This window comes from Shivajiella indica (assembly GCF_042683085.1).
Lineage (GTDB): Bacteria > Bacteroidota > Bacteroidia > Cytophagales > Cyclobacteriaceae > Shivajiella > Shivajiella indica.
This window is the reverse complement of the sequence record NZ_JBHUIV010000025.1, coordinates 41,338-61,448: the sequence shown is the minus strand read 5'-3', so window position 1 is coordinate 61,448 and position 20,111 is coordinate 41,338. Positions and strand designations below refer to the sequence as shown.

Sequence of the window (20,111 nt, the reverse complement as noted above, 5' to 3'; positions counted from 1 at the left end):
CAATAGATCTTTAAATAAAAAAATAATAAAATACTAAAGTTATGGACAGCAAATCATTTAAACAGGTTGGCGTTTGGATAGATTTTTCCAAAGCCCTTTTAATCGGATATAATAAAGGAAATGCAGAACTGATTGAGACCATTGATTCTCCCTATGAGAGCATCAAAAGAATTGAAGGAGAAGGTAATGACACTACCAGATTTTCTCCAAATTCGGAGCATGCTTCCAATAATGAGTATAGAAAGAACAACATTTCCCATAATGAGCTCAATGAATATTTCAAAATAATGGAAGCGAAACTCCATGGTTTTGATGATATCTTATTGTTTGGCCCGGGAACTGCGAAAGAACAGTTGAGGAATAGGTTGAGGGAGAACAAATCATTCGGAGGGAAATGGTTTTCAGTCCAGCCCAGCGATAAATTGACCAATAACCAGTTATTGGCTTTTGTTAGGGATTTTTATGACAAAGCCACTCCTTAATGATAGGCTAGGTGTTCAAAACCTTCTTTCATTTTGGAAACAGCATCAAAGGAGTTGTCAATATTGATGACTCCTTTTCCTATTTCATGCCAATAACCATCTCCGCAATCAATAAACTGACCCACATGTTGAGGAGTTTTTTCTTTGGCTTTTCCGTAATCATAATCCGGTAAAAACACATAGGAGAGCAGTTGTTTTGTTTCCTCCCAATCTGCTTCATTTAACTTCCCATTGACCGATACCTCAACTTTCCGTAAAGAAAATTTTACAGTCAAATTGATTTCAGTTTGTTTTTGGTTTTCCCTTATCAAATAATTCAGTTGAAGGGGGGCTTCTTTTTTACTGATTTCATAAATTGCCTGTATATAATCTTGGGAGAAATTTTGCCATTCCTGTTGGTTTAGGGGAACAGTCCTGACGATCTGCCCATGCCTGTCCTTGGCCAAAATACTGATTCCTCCTTCATCATCCAGCTTGTTGTTGGACCATTTTGACCTGGCATATAGTTCTTTCAAGGGTTTTTCCCATACTATAGGTATTTCCCCTTGGAAATGGAAGTCATCATCCAAAGTAAAGCCTTCGTCCAGAATTTCCTCTTCCGATAATTCTTCCCTGTCGGTATAGGTCAGATCCAGGTTAGTATCTAGAAAAAATTTCCCAAAGCTGATTTTTAATTTGAATATATGACTGTAAGGAGGAGGAACCATTCCGGATTCAAAAAGAATTTCAATTCTGCTTAGGTCTTCACTTTTTAGATGCATGGTACTGGATTAAAAAGATTATTTGGTTCAACGCATAAAATTAGAATTTTTTACGAATAGTTCAATTATATGTTAACCTAAGGAAATTTTTTGAAGGTTGGGGGATCAACTTAAAGAATCGGGAAGTATTTTATTTTGGATTTAGATTTCTGTGGAGACAGTTAGAGTTTTTAATTATTGATTAGGAATTTTCGAACCACAAAAGATACAAAAGTAACACAAAAGGAAGGGCCTAATTTGAATACTTACATTACCCAATTAACTTTTGTTGGCTCTTGTTGACTTTTGTGGTTCGATAAAATCTACCAATTTCAAGTTTTTTTTTCACGTGCTTTCCACTTAGTGAATTCCAATCCTCAATCCAGTCCTCATTTTTAATTCTTCATTCTACATTTTCCTCCTCAGCCTTCTCAATAAATTGGGAAACTCAGAATGAATAAAGGTTTTGTCCTAAGATATGTTTAATCTTTTTCCCCTAGTGATGAAAATCAAAAGTTAATTTTACCTAATTTTTAAGTTATTTTTTAATAAACAATTTGGAAGTTGATATTTTTTGATCTAAATTAACTAATATTTAAGTTTAAACCATTTTTATAACCTAAATCATTAACAATGAAAAAAAGAATTTCCATTGTATTGTGTCTATACCTTTTCCTGAATTCACCTTCTACAAGGGCTGAATTATTTCAGGGAACAATAGGACTACCTGACCCAATTAAGGTCACCACAGTAGAAGGGATCACGGAATACCAATTGGCCAATGGGCTACGTGTTCTACTTTTCCCTGATCTTACCAAGGAAACAATAACTGTGAACATTACCTATCTGGTAGGTTCAAAACATGAAAATTACGGAGAGACCGGTATGGCCCATCTTTTGGAGCATCTTGTTTTCAAAGGAACACCAAGGCATCCCAATATTCCCCAGGAACTGACAGAGCGTGGGGCCATGCCCAATGGTACCACCTGGACTGACCGTACCAATTATTTTGAAACTTTTCGGGCTACAGAGGAAAACCTTCGTTGGGCCTTGGACCTGGAAGCAGATAGGATGGTCAATTCTTTTATAGCTAAAGAAGACCTTGATTCTGAAATGACCGTAGTCCGGAATGAATTTGAAGCAGGTGAGAATTCCCCTTGGAATGTCCTCCGGCAACGGATGCTTTCCGCAGCTTTTGATTGGCACAATTATGGAAAATCGACTATCGGAGCCCGATCGGACATTGAGAATGTCCCTATTGAAAGGTTGCAGCACTTTTACCGCACCTATTATCAGCCGGACAATGCTGTATTGGTTGTGGTAGGGAAAATTGAAGAGGAAAAAACCATTGAAATGGTCAATGAATATTTCGGCCCAATTCCCAGGCCGGACAGAATACTTCCTTCTTTTTATACCAAGGATCCGGATCAGGATGGAGAAAGGCGTGTAACAGTAAAACGGGTGGGTGATGCCCAACTGGTAGGAGCGGCATATAAAACCTCAGCCCGTTCCCATGAAGATGCCGCAGCCTTGGAAGTTTTGAGTAATATCCTGACAGATAATCCTTCCGGAAGGCTTTACAAAGCCTTGGTTGATACACAGCTTGCCTCTTATGTTTATGGAAATATCTTTCTTTGGAAAGATCCGGGGATCATAATGGCGTTTGCGGAAGTACCCAATGAGAAATCAATGGAAAATGCAATGGATGCCATGATCAAAGCCTATGAAGATGTGATTGTTAACCCAGTCACCGAACAGGAGGTGAATAGGGCTAAAAGCACTATCCAGAAGCGTTTTGAACTGTCATTTAATTCTTCGGAAAGAATAGGACTACAGTTGAGTGAATATATTGGAGCCGGTGACTGGAGACTGATGTTTATCCATAGAGACCGCATCCGGGACATCAGCGTGGAGGATGTACAAAGGGTCGCTGTCCATTACCTCAAGGAAGATAATAGGACCATGGGCATGTTTGTTCCGGTTGAAAAACCAGACCGGACCAAAATTCCAGATGCCATCAATATTACCGAACTGGTGGCGGAATACAAAGGAGGAGAAGGACTGGAAGCCGGGGAGGCTTTTGATCCAAGCCCGGCAAATATTGAAAGTAGAACGGTCAGACATGAATTGGAGAATGGGATGAAAATTGCCTTTCTCAATAAAAAGACCCGTGGAGCTTCTGTCAATTTCGATTTTACTTTCCGGTTCGGCAACGAGCAAAACCTTAAAAACAAAGGCTTGATCGGTGAATATACAGCCAATATGCTCAATAGGGGAACTGCCAATAAAACAAGGGAAGAAATAAAAGATGAATTTGACAGGCTTAAAGCCAATGTTTCATTCTATGGAAGTGCCAGTGTACTCTCTGTATATGGGGAAACGGTCAGGGAGAGCCTTCCTGAAGTTTTGGCCTTGGTTAAAGAAATTCTCCAAGAAGCTTCTTTTCCACAGCATGAGCTGGATAAACTGATTCTGGAAAGAATCACCGACATAGAATCCTCAATGAGCGATCCTATCGCTTTGGCATCGAACAGGATGTCAAGGCACAACAGTCCTTATGATAAGGAAGATCCCAGATATGTTTCCACTTTCTCAGAAAGTATTGAGGCTCATAAAGCCATAAAACTTCAGGATATCAAAGATTTTCACCAAATGTATTATGGTGCCAACTATGGAACGGTAGCTATTGTAGGGGATTTTGATGAAGAAGTGGTACTGGAAGGACTGAAAGATATGTTGGAAAACTGGAATACGAAGGCAGATTATAGCAGATTGATCTCCCGTCCTGGCAATAAGCCAGTAATAAATGAAGCTATTGAGACCCCGGACAAACCCAATGCTTTCTTTTTGGCTATTCAACAATTGGAGATGAATGATTCCCATGAGGACTATCCTGCTTTGGTGATAGGGGATTTTATGTTGGGCGGTGGATTCCTCAATTCCAGGTTGGCAGTCAGGATCAGACAAAAGGAAGGTTTGTCCTATGGAGTAGGGTCATGGTTTAGTGCCGGTTCCATAGACAAGTTGGCTAATTTCCAGACCTATGCCATTTATGCGCCGGAAAATCTGGAAAAGTTGGAGCAGGCATTCAGGGAGGAAATCACTAAGGTACTGGAAGAAGGGTTTACCCATGAAGAGGTGGCCGCAGCCAAGGCAGGATGGCTTCAGAACAGGTCTGTGAACCGTTCGCAGGATTTTTTCCTCACTGGCACCCTTAATGGAAATCTTTTTCTGAAAAGGACCATTGAATGGGATCAGGAGTTGGAAGATAAGGTCAATGCCCTTACTCCGCAGCAGATCCAGGAAGCCATGAAGCGTCATTTTGACCTGGGCAAAATGTCGATTGTGAAGGCAGGGGATTTTAGTAAATAAAGGGTTATAGCAAATGATAAAAAAACCACGGTCCCGGGCCGTGGTTTTTTTATGGATTAAAATGGATGTTCAATTTAGATGTCACCTTACCTATTAATGACAACCTCAACTCTACATATGAAACCAATTCAATTCTAATTTCTGACTGCCTTCTCAGGAATTCACGGTTCTTTTCGCCGGCGAAACCATTTACGCTTCGATTAATCTTACAGCGCCTGCTCTGAATCCTTATTTCAAACCTTTAACCTAGGGTTGAAACCCTAGGCTACCAACTGGCCGCCCCTATAGGTCGGTTCCAATCATGTTTCAATTAACCATTGATGAAATGTTGAAGTGAAATTTCCAAGTTTCTAACTAGGACAACGCGAAGCAGACAACTATGACAACTTTATTTACTCATTCTTCATTCATAATTCTAATTCTTAACCTTCAACACCATATATTTCTTCAGATCGGAATGCAAGATTTCATCCAGCTCTTTTTCATTTCCTTTGCTGGTTTCAGTAAACAGAAAACCAAATACCCCGAATTTATCCATATTCACTTTTCGGACATGCAATGGCTTTTCAAAATCCTTGGCAATGGCATCAAAGTCGAAATAGGCAATATCCTCTTGGGCCACATCTGATTGGTTGTCCAGTAGGATAAGACTGTATTTTTTGTCTTTTCTTTTTTCGAAAACTTTCTCCCAATCCGGTCTTTTGGAATGGAAAAAATACTCATAGGAATTGATACCGTAGGCAAACCAGGTCAGGTCTGCTGTGGTGCACCATCCCCCAAAGCGCATGGGGTTTACTTCAATGGGATTGATTTTACCGGGCTCGGTTTCCCTGATTTCTATATGCAAGGGGAAGTTTCTTAAATCAATTTTCGAAGCTATCTGATGTAAAAAGTCAAGAATAGGTTGGTGAAGTTTAGAAATCACCTCTTCAGAACTATAGTACACCCTATCACTGACATCATATTCTGAAGAGAAAACATGATGGAGCACATTCAAAATCACAGGATTACCATTTTGATCAAAATAACAATCAAAGGCATATTCCTCCCCTGAAATGTATTCTTCCAGGATAAAATCCGTATTACTGACCACTTCTTTGGGATAGAGAGACCTGGTTTTCTCCATTTGAACTTCAATTTTACTTACAATGCCTTGCCAATCCTCGGGACTGTCCACTTTATGCACTGCGATACTGAAGAACCCGACAGCTGGTTTGATGATGAAAGGAAACTTGAAATGGCTGATTTCCAGGTTTCTCAATTCAATCAAGGAAGCAGATTTGAAGAAATAGTCAGGGTAGAATTCTTGGATCAGTTCCCTAAACCTGAACTTGTTTTTGAAAGTCTCAATTTTGTCAGGTAGGCTTGTCTCCTTGAGATTTTGCTGTATCCAGGCTATGCTGTTTTCTGAGTTAGTGTAAACAGGTTGTAAAGGATTGGCCTTAATGAATGCAATGGCTTCTTTTTCACTGATCAGTTTTGCATTTCTACCCAGAAGGATTTCTTTGGCTTCGGGAGTAGCTACCACTGGAAATTGGTTCCTCACCACAGTTTCAATTAGGAAATCGGAGGTGTAGGGGTAATCTAGTAAAATCATTTGATTAGCAATTTTGCGCACAAAAGTAAGTTTATCAAAGGGGATTTTTGGGTAAATTTTATCAGCGGTAGAATTGATGTGGTGTTTGTTTTTTTGATTGTATATTTATTTCAGAGCCGGATAACAGATGTTGGATGTCCGATGTCCGATGTGGGATGTAGGATGTCCGTGTCTGTTGTCTGTTGTCTGTTGTCCTGCTTCTCCAGAAGCTGGACTTCTGTTTCCTGATCGGACGGGCAGGTCTGTGATCCGCCACGGAGGACAGGCTTGGACCCTATCAATGCAGTCTCCTGACTGCTACCTTACAAATTCACATTCCTTTTCGCCGGCGATTACATGGATGCTCCGATCTTACTTACTGCGCCGGCTCTCGATACGTTATCAGTCATTTGACCATGGGTTCCGGTCGTCCCTCCCTTTACCCATGGCTAATCAAGGTTGAGCCCCGCCTGATCGGACGGGCAGGCCCTTTAGGGCTCCATCCAAATTCACACTCTGGTCTATTACTAGGAATTCGTGATAATTCCCAAGCTTCGCGCCTAATTCCTTTATAATGCACTTATGAATCCACATATACATTAAAGACCTATAATCCGATCAATCCAGAATTAGAAGATTAGTGAAATCCGTGTAATTCCTGCCTGCAGCAGGCAGGCGTGGTACTTATATCCGCGTTCATCAACATTCATCTGTGGTTAAATTCCTTCCGCGAACATCCGCCAAATCCCTGCCTTTGCCAGCAGGCAGGCACGTTATCCCTGCCCGTCCGATCAGGCGGGCCTGCCCGTCCGATCTGGCGGGTGCCTTCCATACCATCCATTTTTAGGATTTTTTTTACTTTCCACCTCTTATTTAAAGTTAGCTATTAACGTTACTTTTAAAATTTCTTCGAATTAGTGGTTCAAAATCTCTTCATCCAAAATAGAAACGAACCCTCCAACATTCCAAAGATCCACCATTCCCGACTCATCTCTTCCATTTAAAAATTCAATTTCAGAACCATAGTCATTACCTCAGCGATAAACCTTAACTTTAGGCAAAATAGATTCACATGAATTTCTCCTCTCTGGGACTTTCCGAACGCTTGATTGAAGCCATTAACAAAGCGAAATACGAAAATCCCTATCCTATACAAATTCAGGCTATTCCGGCCATCTTGAAGAAAAAAGATATTCTTGGCATTGCGCCAACAGGTTCAGGTAAAACGGCTTCCTATGTTTTGCCAATTCTTCAACTACTTGCCGAAAAAAATGCTCCAAAAGACCGGCATATCCCTGTTTTGGTCATTGTTCCAACCAGAGAATTGGCAGCCCAAGTTCAGCAAGTAGTAAAGATGTTCAGTGAGTTTTTACCCAGAAGGATAAAAACCATGGCAGTTTTCGGAGGAGTGTCCATCAATCCCCAGATGATCAACCTTCATGGTACGGAAATTTTGGTCGCTACCCCGGGAAGATTACTGGATCTGCTTTCTAAAAATGCTATCCAATTGGATGAATTGCAGGTCTTGGTTTTGGATGAAGCCGATAAGGTATTGAATCTAGGATTTAAGTTGGAGGTGGATGAAATTTTGTCCCGGCTTCCAAAGAAAAGGCAGAACATCCTTTTTTCAGCGACTATGGAAGAAGAGGTGGAAAAATTGATCCAAAAATTGCTCCATCACCCCATCAAGATTGAAATTGAGCAGGATAAGATTGCACCGGAACTGATCGCCCAGTCAGCATATTTGGTTCCTAAAGAATACAAAGGGCCTTTATTGAGGCATTTGATCAGGGAGGGAAACTGGCAGCAGGTCTTGGTTTTTACTTCTTCTATTCGGATGGCTGATAATGTGGCCAATAAATTAAAAAAGCACGGAATAGAGGCAGTAGCCTTTCATGGAGATAAAAGCCAAGGAGCCAGAACCGACGCCCTGACCAAATTCAAAGCTGGAAAAATCAGGGTATTGGTTGCCACGGACCTGGCAGCACGAGGCATAGATATTAAACTCCTTCCCCATGTCATCAATTATGAATTGCCCAGATCCCCCAAAGATTATATTCACCGTATTGGAAGAACCGGTAGGGCAGGATCTGAAGGTGAAGCCATTTCCCTGGTTTCAGAAGAGGAGGAACATCATTTCAAGGTTATTCAAAAAAAGATGGGAAGATGGGTGGACTTGATTGATGCGATGAATATTGATTTTAAGCTCTAAATCATTTCAGGTCAATGCTGACCTTATTTTCACCTGCATTCACCTTGAAGGCCGCTTTTTCGAAAGAAGGAGGACCGAAGGTTCCGGAGGCATTATTGGAGAAACCATAACCGTCTCTTGGAATACCAAAAGCATTGGTTCTTAATTTCCCTGTGTTTTCACTGTCATGGAATACCGAAAGGGCATAGGTGCCTGCTGGCAAATTATTGAAAGTGATAACGGCTTTATCACCTTTGATGTCCACAGATGCATTTCTGACTGCATTTTCCACCACATCGGGAAAACCAGCAGATTTGTCAAATAAAAGCACCCTGACCACTCCTTTGTCATTTTTGACTTTGTTTACCGTTAAGGTAAGGTTTGCACTGCTTTGGTCTGTGAAAAGAACGCCAACAAGAAATAAAAAGAGAAATATCGTTTTCATAAAGAGTTTTTATAGGATGCGATTCGGTTGATTTTTCCTGATTCAGTTTTTGTAAATGAAGGATTGAAAAGGATTTCTTTGGGAACTTGATAGCGTTCAAGACCTTTTTTCAATTCAATTATCAAATCTGATGCCTTTTTTTCATCCTTTGGATGTTCAATTACCAGTACTGTTTTTTGACCCAATTTTTCATCTTCTTTTCCAATTAAAAAGAAGTCAACTTTTCCGAAAACGGGGAAAATAGCATCTGCCATTTTTGGTTCCAAAATTTCAGGTTGCAGTTTGATACCCCCGGAGTTGATGGTAAAATCAGCCCTTCCAATCCATTTAAACAGTTGGGAGTTTAACAGTTCCACTACGTCATTTGTTTGGAGGATATTTTCTTTTGCCATAGGGGCTTTGACCCAAAGCCTGTTACTTTGGTCCACTCCAATCTGAACTCCTGGTAATACCTTGTAGACCAATTCCGCCCCTTCAATTTTTGCCAAAGCAATATGGGAGACGGTTTCGGTCATGCCATAAGTCTGATAGGCGTTCAACCTCATTTCTGCAATTTTTTCCAACAGACTCCGGGAAGAGGGGGCCCCGCCAATAATCAGGTTTATGATCTGTTGCATTTTGAGGTAGGTGTCAGGATTTTGCAAACAGGTATCTACCTGCAAAGGGACCATAGCCGCAAAATCAAAGATCTGGTTTAATTCTTCCAAGGGGTTGGATTGTGGCTTAATAAGGTAAATGTATGCCTCCCATTCCATCCCTCTGACCAGCATCATTTTGCCTGCGATCATTTCAGTATTCAGGCAACAAAGCAGCTTTGCATCTTTTTCTATCCCAAAAAAATCTCTGGTGGCTTTTGCGGAAATTTCCATTTGGTTCCGGTTTACCTGGATGGTTTTTGGAGTTCCGGTAGATCCGGAAGTGGAAAGTTCAAATTCCGTTTTACCGGTTAGCCAATCCTTACAAAAATAAAGTGCCTGTGCGAAATAGGGGTCCTGCGCAGACCAATTCCCTGTTTTAATCTGTTCAAAAGAAAATTCCTGTTCCCTGATGATTATTTTGCCCATATCCAATAAGTCCCAAACCCAAAAATCAACAAAATTCCCGTAAGGCTGTTATCTTGCAGGAAAAAATTAAACCAAAAATACCATGGAGATCAATTGGAAAACGGCCAAAGAATATGAAGATATCACCTACAAAAAGTGTGATGGGGTGGCCAGAATTGCTTTTAACAGGCCAGAAGTCAGAAACGCTTTCCGTCCAAAAACTACAGCTGAGTTGTATGATGCATTTTATGATGCCCAGGAAGATACTTCCATTGGGGTGATTTTGCTTTCTGCAGAGGGGCCTTCTCCTAAGGACGGTGTATATTCTTTTTGTTCGGGCGGAGACCAAAGGGCCAGAGGCCATCAGGGATATGTGGGTGAAGATGGTTATCATCGCCTGAATATTTTGGAGGTGCAGCGTTTGATCCGCTTTATGCCCAAGGTGGTGATTGCTGTAGTGCCGGGATGGGCAGTAGGAGGGGGACATAGCTTACATGTGGTCTGTGACCTGACATTGGCCAGTAAGGAACATGCGATTTTCAAACAGACTGATGCCGATGTGACCAGTTTTGACGGGGGCTATGGATCGGCATATCTGGCCAAAATGGTAGGCCAGAAAAAAGCGAGGGAGATCTTCTTTTTGGGGAGAAATTATTCTGCGCAGGAAGCTGCGGATATGGGAATGGTGAATGCAGTGATTCCCCATGATGAGTTAGAGAATACGGCTTATCAGTGGGCACAGGAGATTCTGGCAAAATCTCCGACCTCTATCAAAATGCTGAAATTTGCCATGAACCTGACAGATGATGGGATGGTCGGGCAACAGGTATTTGCTGGTGAAGCGACACGATTGGCTTATATGACTGAAGAGGCTAAAGAAGGGAGAAATGCCTTTTTGGAAAAGAGAAAACCGAATTTTAAACATATTAAGTGGATTCCTTAGGTGAGAGGAGAATGAAGAATGAAGAATGATGAATGGAGAGTGGGGAGTGAGGAATTTCGGAGATTTGAACCATTAAGGAGTTGAGGAATTAAGGGATTCATTAAGGATTTGAATTAAAGAGCCAAGGCAAAAGGTAAAAGTAAAAAGTAGATGCCTTGATAGTTTTGGGTAATCGGTTCTATTGGGGTGAGATTTTCTGAAAAGTGTAATTGGGAAATAGGCGAATCAGCCCTAAAGGGGCTCAACCTTGATTAGCCCTGGGTAAGGTTTACCGCAACCCAGGGTTAAAAGATGCCAGTCGGGTTCCTGAGACGGCGCTATTCATGAGATCGAAGATTGGTAGTCAATCGCCGCCTATATGAAACTTGGATGGAAAAAAAAGAGCCAAGGCAAAAACTTGCCCTGAAGAATTTTGGGAGGCAAAAGTAAAAATTGGAGTATTGATAGCTTTGGTATTCGGTTCTATCAGGGAAAAAGATATTTTTGAACCACTAATTACACTAATTTCACAAATTTTTTTATAATTCTGGATTGGTCGGCTAAGAGGGTGTTGACTGTTAATGTGGATTCGAATGGAAATGGGAAAAAGAATTAGGCGCGAAGCTTGCGGATTAACACGAAAACCGGTAATATTTTAGGGATTGGATTTTAAAAAACCACATTGATAAATCCTACTTCTAAGGAACTGTAGTTTGAGAAGATTCTGAAAGGTGGAATTCCAATTGGCTGGAACCACTCTGTAGTGCCTGTCCCGAGAAGAAAAGCAAATCGGGATGTGGTCCCGACTGCAATCGGGATAGCCCTGGGTAAAGGGAGGACGACCGAAACCCTTGGTAATTTTGGCCAATCTGGTAACAGAGTCGGCTCTGTAATTGGCATCGGAGTATGAATGGATTAGACGACGATAAGGAACAGAGTGGTGAATTTCGGATTTTGGAGGAGGTAGTTTAGATGGTTCTCCGCTTCGGGTTGTCATTCTTCTTTCAAGGGTTTTGCCAAAATCGTTAGTATATCGGTCGTCTCGATGGGACTTATCGGGGATAAGAGGTTGTCCTTTTTCCAGGGTTTGAAACCCGCTGGTTAGTATATCGGTCGTCCCGATGGGACTCGTCCTTTGTCAAAGGGCTGAGACCTGCTGGTTGGTTTATCTTTCGTTCTTAAGGGACTGGGGAAGATCCGTAGGATCGGCCGACATAATGGCCCAATGCTTCAGCTTTGGAAAAAAGGTTTTGAATTTGGGATAAAAATCCCGTAGGGATGAGCGATATCTAGAAGATTTAAGGCTTCAAACTCCAAAACAAAATCAACAAAAATCCCTGATTTCTCTTGATATGTATAACATTAGTTTTATAATTTTTTAACTTATATTGATTTTTAAGAATTTTCAAATCAATATTCCTGTACCATGAACCACCTCGAAACAGCCTATACCACCCATGACGGATTGAAACTTTACCTTCAGGCCTGGATGCCGGAGAAACCCAAAGCCTCTGCTCTTATTGTCCATGGACTTGCAGAACATAGTTCACGCTATGACCATCTGGCAAAAAAGATGGTTGATTCCGAAATAGCTGTTTTCACCTTTGATGGTCGGGGACATGGTAAATCATCCCTTCCTAAGCCTACCGCTTATTTTTCTAACTATGAAGATTACCTGAAAGATATTGATGCACTGTTTGGCAAGGTAAAAAACTATTTCCCGAATTTACCTGCTTTCATTTTCGGGCATAGCATGGGAGGAGGGTTTGTAGCGGCTTATGCCCTAAAATTTAAGCCGGAGGCCAAAGGTATTATTTTAAGCGCTGCTGCATTGAAACCTTCTGATGATATTCCCAAATTTTTGATAGCTGTTTCATCTTTGTTAAGTGCCTTGACACCTAAACTCAAGGTCCTCAAATTGGACAGTTCTAAAATTTCCAGAGACCCTCTAGAAGTAAAAAAATACGAAGAAGACCCTTTGAATTATCATGATCCCATAGCTGCCAGGCCTGGGTATCAACTTTCAAAAATGATGAAATACATTGATTCGGCAGCAGAGAGCTTTCATTTTCCTGTACTTTTAATGCATGGAACGGCAGATTCATTGACCCATCCCAAGGGAACAGAGGAGTTTTTTCGTAAGATTTCCTCTTCAGATAAAACCTTTCACCGTTATCCAGGTCTTTACCATGAATTGATCAATGAATTTGAAAAAGAGGAAGTGATGGGGGATGTGGTCAAGTGGATTGTGGAGAGGATTGAATGAAGAATGTAGAATTTTGAATTAAGAGTGAATGAAAAAGTTGTCATAGTTGTCGGGTTCCGCCACAGCGGACAAGTGTCATGGTTAGAAACCTGGAAATTTCACTCTTGATTTCCATTTTAGATTAATGGAAAAGTGATTGAAACAGCCCTGAAGGGCCTGCCCGTCCGATCAGGCGGGGCTCAACTTTTCAATAGCCCAGGGTAAGGTTTACCGCAACCCGGGGTTAAAAGATGAAAGCCCGCCTCCAGAGCCGGTGCTGAAAGTGTATTCGGAGCATGAGTGGTTTCGCCGGCGATATGAGGACCGAGCGTTAAAAAAATGTCCATAAACTATTTAATGTCATAAAAAAATATCCTGGGACATTGATTCCCAGGATGTTTTTTTTTTCAAATTTTCCAATCAGGATATGCGATTTGGAAAATCGCATTACTTTGGAAAATCGCATTACTATCTCCTCTGAAATCTGCGTTTTGGATTAGAGGTTCTTGCTTTGGGAAGTTCTGGTTTTTCAATGCTTCCTGCTGCCATTGGATAAGGATGTTTTTCTATCACCGGGATTGTTTTGCCGATCAATTTTTGGATTTCTTTCAACTCTTTCAGCGTTTCCCCGTCACAAAAAGAGATGGCAATACCTGAATTTCCGGCCCTCCCTGTTCTACCGATTCTGTGTACGTAGGTTTCAGGGATATTGGGGAGGTCATAGTTGAATACATTGGCCAGTTCATCAATATCAATTCCACGGGCTGCAATGTCGGTAGCCACCAATATCCTAAGTTTCCCGGATTTGAAACCGTTCAGTGCATTTTGCCTGGCATTCTGACTTTTGTTCCCATGGATGGCTGCTGCTTTGATTCCTTCTTTCAACAAAGCTTTTACCACCCTATCGGCTCCATGCTTGGTACGGGTAAATACCAAGGCTGTGTCTATTTCTTCTTTTTCCAACAGGTAAAGAAGGAGTTTAGGTTTATCGGATTTATTGGTGTAATACAGCTTTTGCCCTATTTTCTCCACAGTAGAGGATGGCGGAGTAACTTCCACCGTCTTTGGGTTTTTCAAAAGTGTATCCGCCAGCTTTTGAATTTCCGGAGGCATGGTGGCTGAGAAAAATAGGGTCTGCCTTTTTGGAGGCAAGAGGGCAATGATTTTTTTGACATCATGGATAAAACCCATATCCAACATGCGGTCTGCTTCATCCAGGACAAAGAATTCCAATTGACGGAGGTCTATGAATTTCTGGTTGACCAGGTCCAGGAGTCTTCCAGGTGTGGCCACCAATATTTCCACTCCTTTTTTTAGGGCATTGGTCTGGTGGAGTTGGGATACACCTCCGAAGATTACAGTGTGCCTGATATGGGCAAAGGAACCATAAGCAGCGATGCTTTCATCGATCTGAATAGCCAATTCCCGGGTAGGGGTCAGGATCAGGGCTTTGATTCCCGGCCTTCTCTGTTTTTGTTGGGCCAGCAACTGTATAATGGGAATGGAAAATGCGGCGGTCTTTCCGGTTCCGGTCTGCGCACAACCCAAAACATCGTGCCCTTTTAAAGCCAACGGAATAGCCTGTTGCTGAATGGGAGTAGGGTTGGTATAACCTTCCTTGGCCAATGCCTTAAGGATAGGTTCAATTAAATTTAAAGATTGAAATGCCATTGGGGCGGGAATAGGATGGCTGAAAAGATGTTGTAATTTCTATGGCAGCCTGAAGTATTTGATTAAACCGGCCTACAACTTGCCGTTTCTTTCTACAAAGTTGTACAAAGGTAAGGGTTTTTATTGGGAAAAGATAATGGATAGGAGGGAAGGGATGGATGGAGAATGGAGAGTGAAAAGTTAGGAGGGATGAAGGATGAAGGAATGGAGGTTGTCGGGTTGTCATAGTTCCGCCACGGTGGACAGGTGTCAAGTTTTCGGGTTGGAGCTTGGAAAGTTTGGGAGGATAGTTCTTTATGGGGGTACGACGCGATTAGCGTCAAATACCGAAGGTTATTTGCCCCGGGTTTTTACCTGGGGAAGGTGTAATCCGGATCTCCCGGCCCGCCCAACTCCGATAGGAGTTGAATTTAAGCGGCTAAGCATACTAAGGATGTTTTTAGGCCAGAACTAGGACGTAGGGCTTGATAATTGATGACCAAAATTGAGAACCGTACCCGGGCTGACAGCCACTGATAGCTGGAAAAACAACTCTTGATTAATAAAAAGCGTGTTAAAAGCTTCGCTTTTTTATTTTAACCACAGATGGACGCAGATGGACACGGATAAAAAGTCCACGAATTACACGAATTACACGAATTACTTTGATTTTAAGGAGGTTAGGGTTCTTTATGTTTTTCTATGATCAAAGCAATATGGGAAAAAAATTAGGCGCGAAGCTTGCGGATTTACACGAATCCCAGTAGGATTCCAATCGTGAATATACATAAAAGCCCCATAGGGGCGAATGATAAAATAACCAGGGGTTTTAACCCCTTGGGTAAAACATGCCCAGCCCAATCCAAAAGCCGTTGCAATACATGGCATCGAAGAATGCATGGATCCGCCGGCGATAAGAAATGTGAATTCCTGAGAAAGCAGTAAGAAGATTGCAATATTATGGTCCAAGTCAATAGATCCTTGAACCAATTGAACCACAGGAGTGTGTTTAATTAGATGATAATTTTTAAACCAATTAAATTATTGGATCCAATGGGGTGAAAAGGTTTATTCAATTTTAATTTTATATACAAAAAAAAAATTTTCAAATAGTTAAAAATGTATTTGGAATTTCGAGCATTCTTAATTTATTTTACATAAAAATTATGGTTAACTGTTGTAATTCTTTAAATTCTAAACTATGAGACGGGTTCTAGTCACAGGAGGGGCAGGTTTTTTAGGTTCCCATTTATGTCAAAAATTACTCAATGAAGGCAATGAGGTTCTTTGTGTGGATAATTTTTTTACAGGAAGAAGACAGAATATTTCAGAACTGCTTGAATATAAAAATTTTGAACTGCTTCGCCATGACATCACTTCACCCTTATATGTAGAGGTAGATGAAATTTACAATTTAGCCAGTCCTGCCAGTCCCATTCACTATCAGTTTGATCCGGTGCAGACTACCAAAACTTCTGTTTTGGGTGCCATCAATATGCTGGGATTAGCCAAAAGACTTAAAGTAAAGGTATTGCAGGCCAGCACCTCGGAAGTCTATGGTGATCCGGCAGTCCATCCGCAACCGGAGTCTTATTGGGGAAATGTAAACCCAATCGGGCCCAGGGCTTGTTATGATGAAGGTAAGCGTTGTGCTGAGACTCTCTTTTTCGACTATTATAGACAACATAACCTTCAGATTAAGGTGATGCGTATTTTTAACACCTATGGACCCAATATGCAGGCCAATGATGGTAGGGTTGTCAGTAATTTTATCATGCAGGCATTACAGAACAAGCCGATTACCATTTTTGGAGATGGAAGCCAGACCCGAAGTTTCTGTTATGTTTCCGATCTGATAGATGGAATGTGCAGATTGATGCGGACTCCACATGAAGTGACCGGACCGATCAATATTGGAAACCCGGGAGAATTTACCATGATTGAATTGGCCAATCTTATTTTAGAGCTGACCAATAGCCGGAGCGAATTGGTTTTCAGACCGCTTCCGATTGATGATCCCAAGCAAAGAAGACCAGATATCACCCAGGCAAGAGATGTTTTGGGTTGGGAACCAAAAGTTCAGCTTAGGGAAGGTTTGATCAAAACCATTGAATATTTTGATTCCCAATTGGTTAAAGAAGTGAAATTGTTTGCTGCTCAGGCAGTGTAATATGGGATCAATTTCTTTTTGAAGATAAATTATATCATAAAAAAATTAAAAGAGGCTGTCCTTTAATTAGGTACAGCCTTTTTTTGTAGTTCCTATTTTGTAAATCGGATAGTTTTTTGGGATGCGATTTAGGAAAATCGCATTACATTGTAGTTCCGATTTTGTAAATCGGAAAACTTGCAATTGTATTAATGATTTTGAAAAAGGATTTTTATTTTAAAAGTATGCGGTTTAGGAAAACCGCACTACCTGGGAAAATCGCATTACATTAAGAGGGAGCAATTTGTAGTATGTTGGTGATTTTCTGTTTTGTACATTATTTCCATGATTTTTTTTTAAAAATCCTTGCAAAAGTAAGTACACCGAGTAAATTTGTTACTCGCGAGTAATATTTTTACTCGATTTTTGTAGGTGTCAGGATGGGACTGAGAGGACCTTGGTGTGGAATTTTGAATTAGGAATTAAGAATTTAGAATCAGGAAAGATCCAAGGTCCAATCAAAATCATTTTTTTTCTTTTGAAGAAAGGATAATTGAATCCAATATTTTGATGATTTCTTTGATTTCGTCCCTTAAATATTCATAATCAGGATAGTCTTGGAGCAATTCTTTTCGATTGAATAGTTTTAACCAAAACTCTGTTTCACGGGCTTCTTTTGAAGCAATGCATAATTTTGAAATAAAATCATTCCTGGATTGAGCAGCTTGTGCTTCAACTACATTTGCTCCAATGGAAGTACCAGACCCAACTATTTGTTCAGCTAAACGGAAATGTTTGTTTTCTCTTAGAAAGAAATAAACATTAAGAATTCTTTCTGAAAACTGATAAGATTTTTCAAGTATTATATTTTTCATAAGGTTTTATTTTTACCAAAAAAAGAAAATTTTATTTAATCATACCCCAATTTATCCGTTTAACTTTCAGTCAATTATCTTGCCTTTTTTAATTTTTTTTGTAATCGATTAAGAAGGAATTCTTAATTCAAAATTCTTAATTCAAAATTTAACATTCCATTGCTCGACTCATTAGTAACTTCCAAAACCCGCATCAAGCTTCTCCTGAAGTTTTTTTCGCATAGCAATTCAGGATACCTGCGTTCTTTGGCGAAGGAGTTTGATGAATCGACGAATTCGGTGAGGGTGGAATTGAACCGCCTGACAGAGGCCGGCTTGCTGAAGGCCGGGGAAAATGGCAAAACCAAGCTTTATAGGGCCAATGAATCCCATCCCTTTTTTCAGGAGATAAAGAATATGGTTTCCAAGTTTCTGGGCTTGGATGAACTGATGGAGAAAATCGTCCTACGCATGGGCAATGTGGAAAAGGCCTATATCGTGGGGGATTATGCCCAGGGAATTGATTCCGGTACCATCGAAATGCTTTTGATCGGGAAGGAGCTGGATTTGGAGTACTTAGATTTTCTGATTGACAAAACCTATGAAAAACTCAATCGAAAGGTAGTCGTGAGCATTCAGGAAGAAGACCCAGAGGAAGTAGGAGGGTTTTTGGTGTATGGATCTTGAATGTAGAATTAAGAATGATGAATTAAGAATGAGGGAGTGGGAAATGTAGAATGAAGAGTGATGAATTAGGAATGAGGTAGCTTTGGTAAGGATGGGAGATCGGTTCTAAAGAAGTAAGATTTTTTTTTTAATTACACAGAGAGCCACAGAGGAGGCACGGACCTGCCTGCAGCAGGCAGGGATGCACAGAGGGGGAGAAGTTAGAATGAAGAGTGAAGAATGTTGAATGAAGAATGGAGTGAAAAAGTTGTCATTGTTGTCTGGTTCCTCCACGGCGGACAAGTGTTGTGGTTAGAAACCTGGAAATTTAACTCTTACATTTCAAGAGATGTTATTTGAATGAGCTAGGAACCACCCCATGGGGGTGGTCTATCGGTAGCCTGGGGTTTTAACCCCGGGTTGATGATGCTCAGCCCTATTCCAGAGCCTGCCTTTGCCAGTCAGGCAGGCCGGCGCTGTAAGAGGAATCGGAGAATGAATGGAATTGCAGGCGACAAGAAACGTAAATTCATTAAAAAGCAGTCAGGAGACTGCAATGAAGGGGTCCAAGCCTGCCTGCCAAAGCATTCAGGCAGGTCAGGAGACTTGAACCATTTGAGTTAAATCCCACTTCGGACATCTGACATCCGTCATCGAAAACAAAAGTCCAGCTTCTGGAGAAGCAGGACAACAGAATGAATGGAATCGCGGGCGATTAGAACTGTAAATGGAAAAGAAAGCAGTCAGGAGACTGCAATGATGGGGTCCAAGTCGTGAGACTTGAACCAGTGGATTAAAAAATAGATTTTGTTAAGATAATATATAAAAAATGAAAAGGATATTGGTAACAGGCGGGGCTGGATTTTTGGGCTCACATTTGTGCGAAAAACTTCTCAAACAAGGCAATGAAGTGCTTTGTGTGGATAATTTTTTTACCGGAAGAAGGCAGAATATTTTACCCCTTCTGGACAATAAGAATTTTGAACTGCTCCGGCATGATGTGACCACTCCGCTGTTTGTGGAAGTAGATGAAATCTACAACCTGGCCTGTCCGGCAAGTCCGATTCATTACCAGTTTGACCCGGTGCAGACCACCAAAACCTCAGTGATGGGTGCCATCAATATGTTGGGATTGGCTAAAAGGTTGAAAATAAGGGTTTTACAGGCCAGTACTTCTGAAATCTATGGAGACCCCTCCGTACATCCCCAACCGGAAACCTACTGGGGCAATGTGAATACGACAGGCCCAAGGGCTTGCTACGATGAAGGAAAGCGATGTGCGGAAACCCTGTTTTTTGATTACTACAGGCAGCATAATTTAGACATCAAAGTCATCCGTATCTTCAATACCTATGGCCCGAATATGCAGTTGAATGATGGCAGGGTAGTGAGTAATTTTATTTTACAGGCTTTGCAGAACCAACCGATTACGATTTACGGAAACGGAAAGCAAACCAGGAGTTTCTGCTATGTGGATGATCTGATCAATGGAATGCATGCCATGATGCAGACCCCAAAGGGTACCACCGGTCCTGTCAACCTGGGAAATCCCGTGGAGTTTTCCATGATCCAATTGGCGGAAAATATCCTTGAACTCACCAATAGCAAAAGTGAGCTGATTTTTAAACCCCTTCCCCAGGATGATCCCAAGCAAAGACAACCCGATATCACCCAAGCGAGGAATTTACTGAATTGGGAGCCAAAAACAGCCCTTTGGGATGGGCTGAGAAAGACGATTGAATATTTTGATGGACAGTTGAGGAAAGAGTGAAGAAT

General features: G+C 41.2%; 16 protein-coding genes. 9 read left to right on the top strand and 7 right to left on the bottom strand.

Annotated elements, in window-relative coordinates:
- The first annotated feature begins 41 nt into the window (after positions 1–41).
- The gene (locus tag ACFSKV_RS16680) at positions 42–482 is read left to right on the top strand and encodes a hypothetical protein (protein ID WP_380805294.1); all 441 of its coding nucleotides are present in this window, start codon (positions 42–44) and stop codon (positions 480–482) included.
- On the opposite strand, the gene ACFSKV_RS16675 is transcribed toward ACFSKV_RS16680, so the two are convergent.
- On the bottom strand, positions 479–1,243 hold the full coding sequence (locus ACFSKV_RS16675) for a hypothetical protein (RefSeq protein WP_380805292.1): 765 nt from the start codon (positions 1,241–1,243) through the stop codon (positions 479–481). The genes ACFSKV_RS16680 and ACFSKV_RS16675 overlap by 4 nt on opposite strands.
- 612 nt (positions 1,244–1,855) lie before the next feature.
- Between ACFSKV_RS16675 and ACFSKV_RS16670 the strand changes: the two genes are divergently transcribed.
- Positions 1,856–4,594: a M16 family metallopeptidase gene (locus ACFSKV_RS16670; protein WP_380805290.1), complete on the top strand. Its 2,739-nt coding sequence runs from the start codon at positions 1,856–1,858 to the stop codon at positions 4,592–4,594.
- Between the two features lie 415 nt (positions 4,595–5,009).
- On the opposite strand, the gene ACFSKV_RS16665 is transcribed toward ACFSKV_RS16670, so the two are convergent.
- The gene (locus ACFSKV_RS16665) at positions 5,010–6,191 is read right to left on the bottom strand and encodes an ATP-grasp domain-containing protein (RefSeq protein ID WP_380805287.1); all 1,182 of its coding nucleotides are present in this window, start codon (positions 6,189–6,191) and stop codon (positions 5,010–5,012) included.
- Between the two features lie 1,051 nt (positions 6,192–7,242).
- On the opposite strand from ACFSKV_RS16665, the gene ACFSKV_RS16660 reads away from it, so the two are divergent.
- The gene (locus ACFSKV_RS16660; RefSeq protein WP_380805283.1) at positions 7,243–8,382 is read left to right on the top strand and encodes a DEAD/DEAH box helicase; all 1,140 of its coding nucleotides are present in this window, start codon (positions 7,243–7,245) and stop codon (positions 8,380–8,382) included.
- Position 8,383: 1 nt separating this feature from the next.
- Here ACFSKV_RS16660 and ACFSKV_RS16655 read toward each other — a convergent pair whose 3' ends face one another.
- Positions 8,384–8,806 (bottom strand): DUF2141 domain-containing protein, encoded by a 423-nt coding sequence (locus ACFSKV_RS16655; RefSeq protein ID WP_380805282.1) that lies wholly within the window; start codon positions 8,804–8,806, stop codon positions 8,384–8,386.
- Complete coding sequence (locus tag ACFSKV_RS16650; RefSeq protein ID WP_380805280.1) at positions 8,803–9,870, bottom strand: AMP-binding protein; 1,068 nt, start codon at positions 9,868–9,870, stop codon at positions 8,803–8,805. The genes ACFSKV_RS16655 and ACFSKV_RS16650 overlap by 4 nt, the downstream gene beginning before the upstream one ends.
- Before the next feature lie 82 nt (positions 9,871–9,952).
- Between ACFSKV_RS16650 and ACFSKV_RS16645 the strand changes: the two genes are divergently transcribed.
- Complete coding sequence (locus ACFSKV_RS16645; protein WP_380805277.1) at positions 9,953–10,792, top strand: 1,4-dihydroxy-2-naphthoyl-CoA synthase; 840 nt, start codon at positions 9,953–9,955, stop codon at positions 10,790–10,792.
- Positions 10,793–11,426: 634 nt separating this feature from the next.
- On the opposite strand, the gene ACFSKV_RS16640 is transcribed toward ACFSKV_RS16645, so the two are convergent.
- A complete protein-coding gene (locus ACFSKV_RS16640; RefSeq protein ID WP_380805274.1) occupies positions 11,427–11,768 on the bottom strand; it encodes a hypothetical protein in 342 nt (113 codons plus the stop codon).
- A 429-nt stretch (positions 11,769–12,197) separates the two neighbouring features.
- Here ACFSKV_RS16640 and ACFSKV_RS16635 point away from each other — a divergent pair, with 429 nt between their 5' ends.
- A complete protein-coding gene (locus ACFSKV_RS16635) occupies positions 12,198–13,037 on the top strand; it encodes an alpha/beta hydrolase (protein WP_380805271.1) in 840 nt (279 codons plus the stop codon).
- A 447-nt stretch (positions 13,038–13,484) separates the two neighbouring features.
- Here the strand turns inward: ACFSKV_RS16635 and ACFSKV_RS16630 are convergent, their stop codons facing one another.
- Positions 13,485–14,687, bottom strand: a complete 1,203-nt coding sequence (locus ACFSKV_RS16630) for a DEAD/DEAH box helicase (RefSeq protein ID WP_380805269.1) — start codon at positions 14,685–14,687, stop codon at positions 13,485–13,487.
- A 1,180-nt stretch (positions 14,688–15,867) separates the two neighbouring features.
- On the opposite strand from ACFSKV_RS16630, the gene ACFSKV_RS16625 reads away from it, so the two are divergent.
- Positions 15,868–16,836, top strand: coding sequence for a UDP-glucuronic acid decarboxylase family protein (locus ACFSKV_RS16625; RefSeq protein ID WP_380805266.1), 969 nt, complete (start codon positions 15,868–15,870; stop codon positions 16,834–16,836).
- A 503-nt stretch (positions 16,837–17,339) separates the two neighbouring features.
- On the opposite strand, the gene ACFSKV_RS16620 is transcribed toward ACFSKV_RS16625, so the two are convergent.
- Positions 17,340–17,690, bottom strand: coding sequence for a four helix bundle protein (locus ACFSKV_RS16620; protein ID WP_380805263.1), 351 nt, complete (start codon positions 17,688–17,690; stop codon positions 17,340–17,342).
- 159 nt (positions 17,691–17,849) lie between these two features.
- Between ACFSKV_RS16620 and ACFSKV_RS16615 the strand changes: the two genes are divergently transcribed.
- From ACFSKV_RS16615 to ACFSKV_RS16605, 3 genes are all read left to right on the top strand, one after another.
- Positions 17,850–18,356, top strand: coding sequence for a winged helix-turn-helix domain-containing protein (locus ACFSKV_RS16615; protein WP_380805261.1), 507 nt, complete (start codon positions 17,850–17,852; stop codon positions 18,354–18,356).
- A 402-nt stretch (positions 18,357–18,758) separates the two neighbouring features.
- Positions 18,759–18,959: a hypothetical protein gene (locus tag ACFSKV_RS16610; RefSeq protein ID WP_380805258.1), complete on the top strand. Its 201-nt coding sequence runs from the start codon at positions 18,759–18,761 to the stop codon at positions 18,957–18,959.
- Positions 18,960–19,164: 205 nt separating this feature from the next.
- Positions 19,165–20,106 (top strand): UDP-glucuronic acid decarboxylase family protein, encoded by a 942-nt coding sequence (locus tag ACFSKV_RS16605; RefSeq protein ID WP_380805256.1) that lies wholly within the window; start codon positions 19,165–19,167, stop codon positions 20,104–20,106.
- Positions 20,107–20,111 lie beyond the last annotated feature (5 nt).

Coding starts and splice junctions, on each gene's coding strand:
- ACFSKV_RS16680 (WP_380805294.1), top strand. CDS start 42: ATGGACAGCAAATCATTTAAACAGGTTGGCGTTTGGATAGATTTTTCC.
- ACFSKV_RS16675 (WP_380805292.1), bottom strand. CDS start 1,243: ATGCATCTAAAAAGTGAAGACCTAAGCAGAATTGAAATTCTTTTTGAA.
- ACFSKV_RS16670 (WP_380805290.1), top strand. CDS start 1,856: ATGAAAAAAAGAATTTCCATTGTATTGTGTCTATACCTTTTCCTGAAT.
- ACFSKV_RS16665 (WP_380805287.1), bottom strand. CDS start 6,191: ATGATTTTACTAGATTACCCCTACACCTCCGATTTCCTAATTGAAACT.
- ACFSKV_RS16660 (WP_380805283.1), top strand. CDS start 7,243: ATGAATTTCTCCTCTCTGGGACTTTCCGAACGCTTGATTGAAGCCATT.
- ACFSKV_RS16655 (WP_380805282.1), bottom strand. CDS start 8,806: ATGAAAACGATATTTCTCTTTTTATTTCTTGTTGGCGTTCTTTTCACA.
- ACFSKV_RS16650 (WP_380805280.1), bottom strand. CDS start 9,870: ATGGGCAAAATAATCATCAGGGAACAGGAATTTTCTTTTGAACAGATT.
- ACFSKV_RS16645 (WP_380805277.1), top strand. CDS start 9,953: ATGGAGATCAATTGGAAAACGGCCAAAGAATATGAAGATATCACCTAC.
- ACFSKV_RS16640 (WP_380805274.1), bottom strand. CDS start 11,768: ATGACAACCCGAAGCGGAGAACCATCTAAACTACCTCCTCCAAAATCC.
- ACFSKV_RS16635 (WP_380805271.1), top strand. CDS start 12,198: ATGAACCACCTCGAAACAGCCTATACCACCCATGACGGATTGAAACTT.
- ACFSKV_RS16630 (WP_380805269.1), bottom strand. CDS start 14,687: ATGGCATTTCAATCTTTAAATTTAATTGAACCTATCCTTAAGGCATTG.
- ACFSKV_RS16625 (WP_380805266.1), top strand. CDS start 15,868: ATGAGACGGGTTCTAGTCACAGGAGGGGCAGGTTTTTTAGGTTCCCAT.
- ACFSKV_RS16620 (WP_380805263.1), bottom strand. CDS start 17,690: ATGAAAAATATAATACTTGAAAAATCTTATCAGTTTTCAGAAAGAATT.
- ACFSKV_RS16610 (WP_380805258.1), top strand. CDS start 18,759: ATGATGCTCAGCCCTATTCCAGAGCCTGCCTTTGCCAGTCAGGCAGGC.
- ACFSKV_RS16605 (WP_380805256.1), top strand. CDS start 19,165: ATGAAAAGGATATTGGTAACAGGCGGGGCTGGATTTTTGGGCTCACAT.